We start from the raw sequence: 12,775 nt of genomic DNA on the forward strand, positions 1-12,775 counted from the left end.
TTAGTTATCCATTTCCTTTAAACGATATAACCAGTCAAGGGCTTGGCGTGGGGTGAGTTTATCGGGGTCAATGTCTTCTAAAGCGGCTAATACGGGAGACGGTTCTTCTTCTACTGCACCTAAGAAGCTTAGCTGAGCGCTATCTACATGGCTGGCATTGGCATTATTGGAGATAACTTCTAACTCTTTGAGTTTTTGCTTAGCGCGTTTAATCACTTCTTTCGGTACACCCGCTAGAGAAGCAACGGCTAAGCCATAACTTTTGCTTGCTGCGCCATCTTGGACATTATGCATGAAGGCAATGGTATCACCGTGCTCCATGGCATCGAGGTGAATATTAACCGCACCTTCCAGTTTTTCCGGCAGGGTAGTTAATTCAAAATAGTGGGTGGCAAACAGGGTCATTGCCTTGATACGGTTGACTAAATTTTCTGCACAAGCCCACGCTAATGAAAGCCCATCATAGGTTGAGGTACCTCGACCAATTTCATCCATCAGAACTAAACTGTGTTCAGTCGCATTATGTAAAATATTCGCTGTTTCTGTCATTTCTACCATAAAGGTTGAACGTCCAGAAGCAAGGTCATCAGAGGCGCCCACACGCGTAAAAATACGGTCAACAGGACCAATCACCGCTTTACTCGCAGGAACAAAACTACCAATGTAAGCCAGCAAAGTGATCAACGCAGTTTGGCGCATGTAGGTGCTTTTACCGCCCATATTGGGGCCTGTAATGATCAGCAAACGGCGCTGTGGAGAAAGGGATAGCGGGTTAGAAATAAATGGCTCACTAAGTACTTGTTCAACAACAGGATGTCGACCTTCAGTAATCTGAATACCGGGTTTGTCCGTCAATTGAGGGCAGGCATAGCCCAGAGTGTCCGCTCGTTCAGCCAAAGTGGAGAGAACGTCCAGTTCAGCCAGAGCTTCTGCACTGGTTTGTAATGCGGCTAAATGAGGCAGTAGTCTATCAAACAGTTCATCATACAGGGCTTTTTCGATAGCCAGTGCTTTGCCTTTTGATGTTAGAACCTTATCTTCATACTCTTTCAATTCAGGGATAATATAGCGTTCTGCATTTTTCAATGTTTGGCGGCGTACATAATGAATTGGGGTGAGATGGCTTTGCCCACGACTCACTTGAATGTAGTAACCATGTACTGCGTTATAGCCCACTTTCAGGGTATCGATACCCAGTTTTTCACGTTCACGAATCTCTAAGCGGTCAAGATAATCTGTTGCGCCATCAGCTAATGCTCGCCATTCATCGAGTTCACTGTTATAGCCAGTCGCAATAACACCACCATCACGGACTAATACTGGAGGAGCGTCGACAATCGCCTTTTCTAGCAGGTCTTGTAACTCATCGAATCGACCAACCCGTTGGGTTAACGTATTCAGGTAACCACAGTCTGATTGTGCCAGAATTTGGTGAATATCCTGATATTGCTGGAACGCATGGCGCATACGTGTTAAGTCACGAGGGCGAGCGGAACGTAAAGCGAGTCGAGCAAGGACTCGTTCCAGATCACCAATTTGACGTAAGAATGGTTGCAGCTCAATGCCATATTGTTGCAAGGCACCAATGGCTTGCTGGCGGTTGGTTAACACGGTGAGATTACGCAGTGGGGTATGAAGCCAGCGTTTTAGCATACGGCTGCCCATTGGTGTCACACATTTATCCAAAATGGCGGCGAGTGTGTTTTCTGTTCCACCTGCAAGGTTTTGAGTTAACTCTAAGTTTCGGCGTGTTGCTGCATCTAAAATAACATTATCTTGTTGTTTTTCCATAATAATGCTACGAATGTGCGGGAGTGCTGTTCGTTGAGTATCTTTAACATATTGCAGTAAGCAACCCGCTGCACGTAAAGCTTTATGGGCATTTTCAACGCCGAATCCGACCAAATCTTTGGTGCCAAATTGCAGGTTTAATTGCTGTTTTGCCGTGTCTAATTCATATTCCCAAAGCGGTCGACGGCGTAATCCTTTATTCAATTCAATCAAGGACATGCTGGCAAAGTCTTCAGGATAGAGTAATTCCGCAGGACGAGTACGCTGAAGCTCAGCTTTTAATGACTCATCATCATCGATTTCGCTGATAATAAAACGACCTGATGCGATATCTAAGGTGGCGAAACCATAACCTTGGGATTCTTGCCAAACTGCCGCTAATAAGTTGTCTTGGCGTTCATTCAATAACGCTTCGTCAGTGATGGTGCCAGGGGTTACGATCCGCACGACTTGGCGCTCTACAGGACCTTTGCTGGTGGCAGGATCGCCAATTTGTTCACAAATTGCGACAGATTCCCCCATTTGCACCAATCGAGCTAAGTAGTTTTCTGCTGCATGGTGAGGGACACCCGCCATTGGAATTGGCTGCCCCGCAGATTGACCGCGTTTGGTAAGAGAAATATCCAATAATTGAGACGCTTTTTTAGCATCATCAAAGAAGAGTTCGTAGAAATCTCCCATACGATAAAACAGTAAAATATCGGGATGTTGCGCTTTGAGTTTTAAGTACTGTTGCATCATCGGCGTATGAGATTCGAAACTTTGGTTTTCTGTCATGTTTTTAACTTGTTGAATATTGAATGTATTTATGGGCTTCTGACTTTCGGTGCCAACGTCATTTTATCTTGTTGTTATAGTGGACGCGCGAAGAGTCGAAAGGTGCATTTGCGCCCATCATAGTAGCCCAGTTAAGGTAAAACTTGTACTAATGGGAACGAAAAAATGGTCAAAAGTTTGAAAAAGAAATGAAATGGTTAAATCTCTAAGATTTAACATTCAACATTTTTAATGCTAACGCTATCCATGCATTTGCTCTACGGCTAGGATGCGCACCTTTTAAGGTAGATAAGGCAAGCTCATAAGCCAACACTGGCTCCGTAACGGGAATAATGGACAGCCCATCAATGTGATTTTTTTGCCACATACTTTCAGGAAGTAATGTAACCCCGACCCCAGCCCGTACCATCGCCATAACAAGGTCTAAATGCCCGCTACGCCCAGCAATCATCGGTTTTTTACCATGAATACCACAAGCACTCGTCACCAATTCATTGATGCGATAGCTATCTTGGAAAAAGATAAATGGCTCATTCAGAATTTCTGCAAATTTAACGATATTTTTAGAGGCTAATGGATGCTTATTATTAACGAGTAGCATTAAACGGTCAGTTGCGAATCGGTATAAATTAAATTTTTGTTCATCAAATGGAGACATGATCGCTGCGGTTTCAACATCTCCTCTGAGCATAGCATCCATCATGTGGTTAGAGCTTAATTCAATGATTTGTAATTCAACTTGTGGGAATTTTTGGCTAAATTCCATGATGATGTCGGCAAAGTAGGTTGAAGCGATAACAGGGGGTAAGCCAACTTTTAACACCCCAGAGAGGGGATCTGACCTGTTTTTTAATGCATCGTTCATCCTGTCAAACTGCTCCAGTATTTGCCGTGCATGGTTGAATAAAATCTCGCCTTCATCTGTCATTTTTACCCCGTCAGTTTCTCGGATTAACAACGTGTATTCGAGCTCTTGTTCTAACTTTTGAATACTACGGCTGATAGCGGGTTGAGTGACGCACAATTTATCTGCTGCACGACTAAAGTTGTTTTGCTGAACAACTTCAACAAAATAGCGTAATCCTCGAATCTCCATCCTAACCTCTATAATATTTTGTTATAGCGATGATGATTATAAATAATTTCCGTTAATGCAATATTCGAGCTAGTAATAATACAAAGCTGAATAATCAGCCATCATTATTATTGGGAATGAAACAATGAAAACAGTTATCGAATATGTTCTTGATCGCCTGCATATGCTGGGTATTAACGAGGTCTTTGGTGTCGCGGGTGATTATGCTTTCCCTATCGAAGATGCGGTCTGTGAAAGTAAAACGTTGCGTTGGATAGGAAATTGTAATGAGTTAAATGCGGCTTATGCCGCAGATGGCTATGCAAGAATTAAAGGAATCGCTGCACTTTCAACAACTTTTGGGGTGGGTGAACTTAGTGCTTTGAATGGCTTAGCGGGTTCGTATGCGGAGCATCTACCCGTCTTCCATTTGGTTGGTATGCCAGCCAGTGGTGTACAAAAAAGCCATCGTCTTGTTCACCATACATTGGGGGATGGTGATTTTGATGTGTTCTATAAAATGAGTCAGCACTTAAGTTGTGCTCATGGGATCTTAACGCCAGAAAATTGCATTGATGAAACAGAACGATTAATTGCAGCGGCACTAAAAGAACGTCGACCAGTCTATATGGGGTTCCCATCCGATTATGCGGTAATGCCGGTTATGACTAAAAGTCAGCATGAAAAGCGTATTCCGCTAAAAAGTGATGACCAATCCTTAAAGGCGGCGGTGAATGCGATTTTGGATAAACTGAGTGTCAGCCAAAAAGCGTGTATTATTCCGGGGATCCTCTCTGCTCGTTTAGGGTGTTCGGATAATGTGCAGGCAATTATTGATAAGACGGGACTACCTTATGCCACCATGTTTATGGATAAGGGGATTGTTAGTGAATCTAACCCGACTTACATGGGGATATATAACGGCAAGTTAATGAATGCGCAAGTTGGGGAGTTCGTGGAGAGTTGCGACTGTATTTTAGGTATTGGTGCAGTATTGACTGATTTTAATTCGGGAAGTTTTACGGCATCGATCTCCCCTGAACAGCGTATTAATATTTTAGCGGATCATGTGAAAGTGGGTTCAGCTATTTATCCGAATGTCGTCATGAAAGAGGTGTTAGAAAAACTGCAAATATTAGCGCCTTCATTACAGCATAAAGGTATTAAGGCGCAAGGATTAGGCGAGCCAAGAAAAGAGGCTAATGGACAAATTACAGCACAATATTTGTATCCTCGTTTAGAGCAGATGTTTAAAGCGCAGGATATTATTGTTGCGGAGACCGGCACGGCTTCCATGGGGCTTGGTTTTGCGCTATTACCTAAAGATGCCCAATTTCATAATCAAACATTATGGGGCTCTATTGGTTGGGCAACACCAGCGGCTTTTGGTGCTGCGATTGCGACGCCAAACACACGTGTGATTTTAGTGACGGGGGAAGGCTCTCATCAGTTAACAGCACAAGAAATTAGCCAATTTGCGCGCTTTGGTTTAAAGCCGATTGTGCTTGTGTTGAATAATGATGGCTACCTTATTGAGCGGTTATTATGTAAAGAGCCGGAGGCCTATTATAACGATTTACCTCAGTGGAATTATGCGCAACTTCCTGCTGCATTAGGCTGTGATGATTGGTTTTGCCAAACAGTAACGACTTGCGACGAGCTAGATGCCGCCATTAAACAGGCTGAAATAACAGACTCAGCTGCGTATATTGAGATTGTGATGGACCGCTATGCGGCTTCCGATTTGGCTAAAAAACTCGGTAAATCTGTAGCATCGTTATATTCATTCTGATGCTAGGGATAAGCTTGTATTTGTTGCTATTTTTAGCTCTAGTTTTAAAAAATTAACATTGCACAAATAAAAGCAATATTTGTTCAATTCAGCATGATATTAAATTTGATCTTCTTCATGGCATTCTTTATTTTAATAGATAGATATCATTTTTTACTAATAGATAAATAACGCTTCTTTTGATGATTATCAATATTGGATTTTCTAAAAGTGGAAGTGTTAATTAATAGTCATTTATTTAAATAAAGGTGAATTTGATGAATAAATTAAAAGTAGCACTAGTTAGCTTGATGTTTTTAAGTCCATTTGCGATGAGTGCAACTGAAATTAATTATGTTCAATCTATGGAAATGAAATTAGTGGGTAACATTAATATTGTCATGAATGCAGCGACAACAACGGATTATGTGAATGCGGTGTCACAAAAAGCAGATGAAGCTGGAGCAAAGTATTTCATCATCACGTCAGTTAATACTGAAGGTGAAGGCAACGATATCTCAATCAATGCTAGCTTATATAATAAATAGTCTATATTTATATTTTATGCGTTGTGATCCCCTGCACTTAAGTCAGCGTTAAGTGCAGTTTTTTTATGTATCGCTATCCTAACCAGCAGTTTTCCATCATATTGAATCAACTCGCAGAGACCTCAAATTTCATATTTATTTGTGCTAAGATTTTAGCCAGAGATATCGCTTATTGATTGGTTTGGAAAGGCTCCTCATTTTATGTCTGAAGTTTTAACTCATTGGTTAATGGAATATGGTTATTGGGCTGTATTTCTTGGTGCAATGCTTGAAGGTGAAACGGCTGCCTTTTTATCAGGGGTTGCTGCCCATAATCAATTACTTTCTTATCCTTTGACGATGTTATTTGCTGCTCTGGGCGGTGTGTTTAGCGATAACGTACTTTTTTTCGTTGGGCGCTATGCGGGAGCGAAAGTTTTACCTAAATTTCAAAAGCATCAACATAAAATCGTGCGAGTGCAGCAATTGATACAGCGTCATGAAAATTGGATTATTATTGGAATTCGATTTGCTTATGGCATGAGAACCATCGGTCCCATTATTATTGGTGCTAGCAAAGTGAATCCGCTGAGATTTTTTGTGTTAAATATTTTTGGCGGTGCAATTTGGGGATGCCTGATTGTTTCTATTGGGTACTTTGTGAGCTCACTTGTATTGTCACTTCCATTCCATCCTCACTTTTCTTGGTTGGTTATTGCTGCGTTAGTCATCGTGGGTATTTGGTGGATTCGACGAAACAAACGGTAAGTATCAATAATGATAAGCCATCAAGTGATGGCGGCGAGTAGCGATATTTAAGCGGTGTGAGCCTTTGGTATCCCAGCGCGAATGATTTCCCCCATTTTTTTAAGTAATTCTGATGCTTCATACTTGTCAGTCATAATTTCTATATAGGCGGCAGTGTCTATTCTTTCGAGTGTATTAAGAACGCGATCGAGCTCTTCACAGGTTGTCACTGTTTGGCAATACCAATTTTTGCATCCAAGGGTCGCAGGGAGTTGCGCATAATTCCATGGATGTACGTCGTTATAATAAGCTTCAGGCTGATGGCAGAAAAGACGTTCAATAAGGTAGCCATCATTATTGAGAACAAAGATCAGCGGCTTAAGTCCCCAACGTGCAAATTGGCTAATTTCTTGAGCCGTTAATTGGTGTGAGCCTTCTCCGGTCGCGAGAATGACTCGACGATGGGGGGCTGCAAGGGCTGCGCCTAATGCGGCAGGTGTCGCCCAACCAATAGAGCCCCATAAGGATTGGGTTTGAAATGAAACCTCTTTAGGAAGAAGTGCAAAGCCTAATCCCATTGAGAATGTACCGGTATCTGCAAACACAATGTCATTTTGCTTTATAAATTTTTCAAATCGTGGATATAAATAACTACTCGTTATTTTGCCTTCATTGTTGGAGATGGGGTTTCCTAAACCATGTGCTTTTATTGATGTGCTAGGAATAAATGTCAAAATATCTTTGAGTTCATTCAAAAGCTCATAAATATAAACTTGAGTATAAACAATAGAATCAATCACCACGTGATCGTCCATAATCTGAATCAGATTGTCAGGGAGAATATTGGCGCTGAAGCATCCTGTATTTACATCACTCATTGCTGCACCAATATTTAAAATGCAGTCACAGTTTTCAATAAAATCAGCGACTGCTAAATTCATTAAATGTCCGGAATACATTCCCATATATTGAGGGTCTGTCTCATTTAAGACGCCTTTATCCATAAACATGGTGGCATAGGGTAGATGAGTTGATTTGATGATAGCTTCGGTTTCTTTGACTAAATCAAACCGCGAAATGAGGGAACCAATTAATGCACAAGCTGATTCGCTATTTTGAAGTTTATGGGCAATTAAGCTAATGACTTTTTTCAATGTATCAGGTCGGCTGGTCGGTAGCACCAATGGTTTTGCTTTCGATATGGCAATACGTTGAACGGCATAATCAGCGGGAATACCAATATAGACAGGGCGTCTTTGTGATAGGGCGTGGGTAATTAAGCGATTCATTTCGCTAACACAATTTTCAGGCGTGAGTATTGCGTGAGCACAAGCGAAAGATTGAGCCGCTTTGTAAAATACGTCAAAGTCACCATCACCTAAAGTGTGATGCATAATGCGTTGATTTTTTTGAATATGGCTAGATGGCATGCCCACTAAATGAAAAATTGGCAATCTCTCTGCATACGCACCAGCAATGCCATTTAAGGCGCTAAGTTCTCCGACTGCGAACGTGCTGGCGAGGGCGGCAACCCCCTTTAAACGCGCATAACCATCTGCGGCATAGGCCGCATTAAGCTCGTTGCAGTTTCCTACCCAACGTAAGTTTGGATTAGCGCAAACAGCGTCATTAATTGGGAAAGCATAATCACCTGCAACGCCAAAAATGTCATTGATGCCTAAATCCTGTAATCGGGATAAAACATGCTCAATCACGGTTTGGGTCATGTAATCTCTCCATCTTGATATGAAAACAACCAATAATTATTGGTTTTGTTTTAATTTTCAGATAATTATTTAAATAACGTATATAGATAATAGTAGTAGGAATGCTAGATAAAGGCGTATTTTTTTTATTAGAAGGGTAATAAAAAGAGTGATTGAGATGAAAATTGGACGAAAAAGATGAAAAGAGGAGTAAGACAAGCATTCAAAAGAATAAATCTAACCTTTTGAATGCGATAGCGAATGAGTAACAATTAACGTTGGGCAGCAGTGACCATCACTTCAACGAGAACTTGTTCTCGTGCCATATTAGCTTCAACGGCAGCGCGAGCAGGGCTAAATTCAGCGGGCATCCATGCTTCCCAAACAGTATTGAAGTCAGCAAAATCGCGTTTCATATCTTTAATCCACACCTGTGCAGATAAAATACGTGTTTTGTCACTGTTACTGGCTGCAAGCAATGCATCAATTTTATTTAATACGTCTTGAGTTTGCGTTGTAATATCTCCGGTTAAATCAGTAGGGACCTGTCCTGATAAGTAAACTAAGCCAGCATATTCAACGCTATCCGCTAAGCGGGGTTTTGGGTTATTCCGTTTAATTGGCATCAATTACCTCGTTAATCCTTCTAGTGAAATTGGAGAACTCTGCTGAGTAATGAGCTGAGTTAATATCTCTGCGCTACCCGCTGCTAATGTAAAACCTAAACTGCCATGACCCACATTGAGCCATAAATTGCTGTGTGTTGTCTTGCCTAACATAGGGGGTCCCTTGGGTGTTGACGGACGTAAACCGCACCATGTTTCTGCTTCATCGATTTTAGGTAAATTCGGGAATGTTTTTTTAATAATGTTTTTTAATGCAGAAATTCTGTTTTCCCGTAATCCATATTTGTCATAACCAATATCTACCATTGCCGCGATACGCAATTGATCATGCAGTTTGGCGTAAACAATTTTATTGCCGTAGTCGGTAACACTAATTTTAGGAACGATATGTGTCATGTGTGGATATTCCACACTGAGGCTGTAACCTTTTAAACCTAAAATGGGTACATCGATACCGAGTGGTTTTAATAGCTCTCGACTTCCGTTACCCGCACAAATCACAACATCATCGGCTTGAATGGTGCCTTGAGACGTCTCTACACCAGTAATGGCATTGCCAAGCTTAATAAAGGATTTTACTGAGTGCTCGAGGCATAATTTAAATTGTGGTTGTGTTGTTAAGTACGCCAGAATATTTTTGCAGAATAAATAACAATCTGCGGTTTCATCATTTGGCGCGTAGATAGCACCAACTAATTGTGATTGGATATTCTTCAATGCAGGCTCTAGTTGAACAATTTCTTGTGCACTGAGTACTTTTTGGAATTCTTTATCTACGGTTTCACTGGCTTTTTTAAAGCTAGATTGATCTCGATGGATAATTAATTTCCCCGATTTTTCCCAAGCAAAATCAGAAATATCGCCACTTGTTCGCCAAGTATTCATTACATTTTGGCTTAAGAGTGATAATCGTAATAAATGGGCGCCATTGATTTTATTGGTTGTGCGGTTGCAAGCTAATGTGAATTGAGTCATCCAAGCAAGCTGATGTAAGGTAAAATCGATTCTTAAATTTAATGGGGAATCACTTTTACCCATCCAGCGTAAACCTTGTAAGGGAACGCCAGCATCCGCTAATGGTGAAACATAGCGATAACTTAATTGACCACCGTTAGCAAAACTTGTTTCCATGCCCACATCAGAATCGGATTCAATGAGTGTGACGGTTTGACCTGCTTTAATTAAAGCATATGCGGTACTTAATCCAATCACCCCTGCACCGATCACTACCACATGTTTAGTCATAATATTCCGCAACCAATAATAACTTAGGAGTTATCATTTAACGGCGAATAGTCAGACTAAACAATTGAGTTTTCATCACCAGAGTATAACTTTTGGTTAACTACTGCGTTGCGTTTTTTTAGTATTAGCGACAAGGTGTTTACATAATTTTGGGCGGCTTTGGTCAGTGGTCTGTCAGCACGATGGAAGACTGATACAGCGAGGTGTAAATGCTCTTTGAGTGGATAAATCATGGATTCAGGTAAGGTATGTTCCGCGGAAAAAATATCGGTAATACTGCAACCTAATCCTGCACGCACAAACTCTGCAGCCATATGATAAGTATGCACACTGATATTCGATTCCTCGAACTCATGTACCTGTTGTAGCAGTTGAGACAATGAGTCTGATCCTGGGTGGATCCAACGGTTTTGATCGATATCCATTAATGATATGGGGGAAGATACGGGTGGCTGACTGTCAACATATACGAGTGGAATGTCGGCGACGGGAAGGACTGTGATCCCGCCTTCGATCGCTAAATTAAACGCGATACCAATATCCAGATCTTGCTGGGTTAATAATTGCAAAATATCGGTAGTGTGATGCGTGCCAATAGTGAGTTTGATATTCGGATGTTTTTTAATAAAAAGGGCGGTGACTTCGGGCACTAAGTTAAGACCCAGACTTGGTAAGCACCCAATCGCTAATTTACCTTGTGGATTTCGTGATAAATTTTGTGCCAAAATTCTGAGTCTATCTAAATTCTGATAAACCTCCTTGGCTTCCTCAAATAATAAATTAGCTTCATCTGTTGGAATTAATTTCCCTCGAATCCGTTGAAATAAAACCAATCCAAGCTGTTGTTCCGCATGTTTAAGGGCTTTACTCGCCGCAGGTTGGGAAATATGGAGAACTTCAGCGGCACGTGTCAGTGAGCCACAAGTCATAACAGCATAGAAAATATCAAGGTGCCTTAATTTCATTATTGGTAACCTAAGCAATATATTGCATTTTTTCTTATTTTACAGAAAAGCCAGGAGAGGATCCGATATCGGAGTCACTTACTCGAAAGGAAAAAAGGATTCAAAGCGAATAAAACGAGAAAATATCTAAAGTGACAATGCCAGCTCATATACATTTAGTTATGAACTGGCATACAGTATCGAGAATTAACCGATGGATGCACCTAATTCAATAAACAGTTTAATTACGATACTGTTGGTGATATCCACAAGAAATGCTCCGACCATTGGAACAACGAGGAAAGCTTTATGGGATGGGCTAAATGCGCGGGTAACAGTTTGCATGTTGGCAATCGCTGTTGGCGTTGCACCCATTCCAAATCCACAGTGACCTGCACTGATGACGACGGCATCATAGTCACTTCCCATCATTTTGAAGGTCACAAAGCAGGCAAATAGCACCATCACTACCGTTTGTACGGCAATGATGATTAATACCGGACCTGCCATACTCGCTAATTGACCAAATTTTAATGACATCAGGGCAATAGCAAGGAACAGTGAGAGTGCCACGCTACCTAATACATCAACAGTAGGTTCGAAAACTTCGTGCTTAAATACGTGAGTTAAGACGTTACGAATAATAATACCTACAAACAGACACCAGACGAATGTAGGGAGGTGCATTGGTGTATCTTTGGCTAATTCACTGATGTAACTACCGGCAACGATACAAATGATCAGCATTGAAATGGTTTCAATGATGTTGTTGGCGTTGATCTTTCTTTTCACTGACGGCTGCTCGAATGCTTCGAGAATTGTCTCTTTTTCTTGCTCTGTCGCTTTAGGAATAGTGACTTTTTTCAGTAAGTGACGAGCGACAGGTCCACCAATGAGTCCACCCAGTACAAGCCCCATTGTGGCACATGCCATAGCAAGCTCAACAGCACCTGTTACACCGTATTTATCGGCAAGGATCGGTCCCCAAGCACCTGCGTTACCATGACCACCGGTTAAGGTAACTGAGCCCGCTATCAAACCAATAAATGGACTTTCATTTAGCATGACAGCCATGCCCATACCGACCATGTTTTGAATCACAATTAAGATTGTTACAGCGAGAGTTAAAATAACGAGTGGTTTTCCACCTTTTATTAATCGGGAAAAGTCTGAGCTCAAACCAATTGATGAGAAAAAAGCAATCATTAATGTGCTTTGTAATGACGTATCGAATGAGAAGGTATAGCCAGCGGCTTTATCAACAATTAATAAAACAATCGCAACAATAAATCCGCCAACAACGGCATCCGGAATATGGTTTTTCTGTAGAAAAGGGCTGATTTTAACCACGATCATCCCAATAAGAAGCGCTAAGCACGCAAATAATAACGTATAACTGGCATCTAAGATCATTATTTTACCTCATATGAGTTTACCAGAGTGTTTACTTTTGCAATTTAACATTGGTGTTAAATTAAATTACTTTGCTTAACTTTTGTTTAACAATGAGTTTTGTTTGGGTTGCTATAACTTTTAGTTAATTAAATTGTTTAAAAAAAACGCATT

At 41.1% G+C, this 12,775-nt stretch carries 10 protein-coding genes; 3 read left to right on the plus strand and 7 right to left on the minus strand.

Going from position 1 to position 12,775, the window contains the following annotated elements:
- Positions 1-2,568, minus strand: a complete 2,568-nt coding sequence (gene mutS, locus PR766_RS16005; RefSeq protein WP_036978586.1) for a DNA mismatch repair protein MutS — start codon at positions 2,566-2,568, stop codon at positions 1-3.
- Between the two features lie 205 nt (positions 2,569-2,773).
- Positions 2,774-3,664: a LysR family transcriptional regulator gene (locus PR766_RS16010; protein ID WP_036978587.1), complete on the minus strand. Its 891-nt coding sequence runs from the start codon at positions 3,662-3,664 to the stop codon at positions 2,774-2,776.
- Positions 3,665-3,788: 124 nt separating this feature from the next.
- Here PR766_RS16010 and PR766_RS16015 point away from each other — a divergent pair, with 124 nt between their 5' ends.
- The 3 genes from PR766_RS16015 to PR766_RS16025 all read left to right on the plus strand — a co-directional run bounded on the left by PR766_RS16015 (position 3,789) and on the right by PR766_RS16025 (position 6,709).
- Entirely contained in the window at positions 3,789-5,435 is a 1,647-nt protein-coding gene (locus PR766_RS16015; RefSeq protein ID WP_154636203.1) for an alpha-keto acid decarboxylase family protein, read from the plus strand.
- Between the two features lie 257 nt (positions 5,436-5,692).
- Positions 5,693-5,962: a DUF1471 domain-containing protein gene (locus PR766_RS16020; RefSeq protein ID WP_036961522.1), complete on the plus strand. Its 270-nt coding sequence runs from the start codon at positions 5,693-5,695 to the stop codon at positions 5,960-5,962.
- Between the two features lie 201 nt (positions 5,963-6,163).
- Positions 6,164-6,709 carry a DedA family protein gene (locus PR766_RS16025; protein ID WP_006659369.1) on the plus strand — a complete coding sequence of 182 codons (546 nt, stop codon included), beginning with the start codon at positions 6,164-6,166 and terminating at the stop codon, positions 6,707-6,709.
- A 47-nt stretch (positions 6,710-6,756) separates the two neighbouring features.
- Here the strand turns inward: PR766_RS16025 and PR766_RS16030 are convergent, their stop codons facing one another.
- The 5 genes from PR766_RS16030 to gltS form a co-directional block, all read right to left on the minus strand.
- The gene (locus tag PR766_RS16030) at positions 6,757-8,415 is read right to left on the minus strand and encodes an alpha-keto acid decarboxylase family protein (RefSeq protein WP_036961525.1); all 1,659 of its coding nucleotides are present in this window, start codon (positions 8,413-8,415) and stop codon (positions 6,757-6,759) included.
- Between the two features lie 251 nt (positions 8,416-8,666).
- Complete coding sequence (locus PR766_RS16035; RefSeq protein WP_006659367.1) at positions 8,667-9,020, minus strand: RidA family protein; 354 nt, start codon at positions 9,018-9,020, stop codon at positions 8,667-8,669.
- Between the two features lie 3 nt (positions 9,021-9,023).
- Positions 9,024-10,265 (minus strand): D-amino acid dehydrogenase, encoded by a 1,242-nt coding sequence (locus tag PR766_RS16040; RefSeq protein WP_006661026.1) that lies wholly within the window; start codon positions 10,263-10,265, stop codon positions 9,024-9,026.
- 56 nt (positions 10,266-10,321) lie between these two features.
- Entirely contained in the window at positions 10,322-11,230 is a 909-nt protein-coding gene (locus PR766_RS16045) for a LysR family transcriptional regulator (protein WP_154636204.1), read from the minus strand.
- Positions 11,231-11,416: 186 nt separating this feature from the next.
- Entirely contained in the window at positions 11,417-12,622 is a 1,206-nt protein-coding gene (gene gltS / locus PR766_RS16050; RefSeq protein WP_006661027.1) for a sodium/glutamate symporter, read from the minus strand.
- Positions 12,623-12,775: the final 153 nt, after the last annotated feature.

The sequence above is a fragment of the Providencia sp. PROV208 genome (assembly GCF_028479465.1).
GTDB classification, from domain to species: Bacteria; Pseudomonadota; Gammaproteobacteria; order Enterobacterales; family Enterobacteriaceae; genus Providencia; species Providencia alcalifaciens.

What these genes read in the sequence shown, in the direction of transcription:
- mutS (WP_036978586.1), bottom strand. Translation starts at nt 2,568, where the DNA reads ATGACAGAAAACCAAAGTTTCGAATCTCATACGCCGATGATGCAACAG.
- PR766_RS16010 (WP_036978587.1), bottom strand. Translation starts at nt 3,664, where the DNA reads ATGGAGATTCGAGGATTACGCTATTTTGTTGAAGTTGTTCAGCAAAAC.
- PR766_RS16015 (WP_154636203.1), top strand. Translation starts at nt 3,789, where the DNA reads ATGAAAACAGTTATCGAATATGTTCTTGATCGCCTGCATATGCTGGGT.
- PR766_RS16020 (WP_036961522.1), top strand. Translation starts at nt 5,693, where the DNA reads ATGAATAAATTAAAAGTAGCACTAGTTAGCTTGATGTTTTTAAGTCCA.
- PR766_RS16025 (WP_006659369.1), top strand. Translation starts at nt 6,164, where the DNA reads ATGTCTGAAGTTTTAACTCATTGGTTAATGGAATATGGTTATTGGGCT.
- PR766_RS16030 (WP_036961525.1), bottom strand. Translation starts at nt 8,415, where the DNA reads ATGACCCAAACCGTGATTGAGCATGTTTTATCCCGATTACAGGATTTA.
- PR766_RS16035 (WP_006659367.1), bottom strand. Translation starts at nt 9,020, where the DNA reads ATGCCAATTAAACGGAATAACCCAAAACCCCGCTTAGCGGATAGCGTT.
- PR766_RS16040 (WP_006661026.1), bottom strand. Translation starts at nt 10,265, where the DNA reads ATGACTAAACATGTGGTAGTGATCGGTGCAGGGGTGATTGGATTAAGT.
- PR766_RS16045 (WP_154636204.1), bottom strand. Translation starts at nt 11,230, where the DNA reads ATGAAATTAAGGCACCTTGATATTTTCTATGCTGTTATGACTTGTGGC.
- gltS (WP_006661027.1), bottom strand. Translation starts at nt 12,622, where the DNA reads ATGATCTTAGATGCCAGTTATACGTTATTATTTGCGTGCTTAGCGCTT.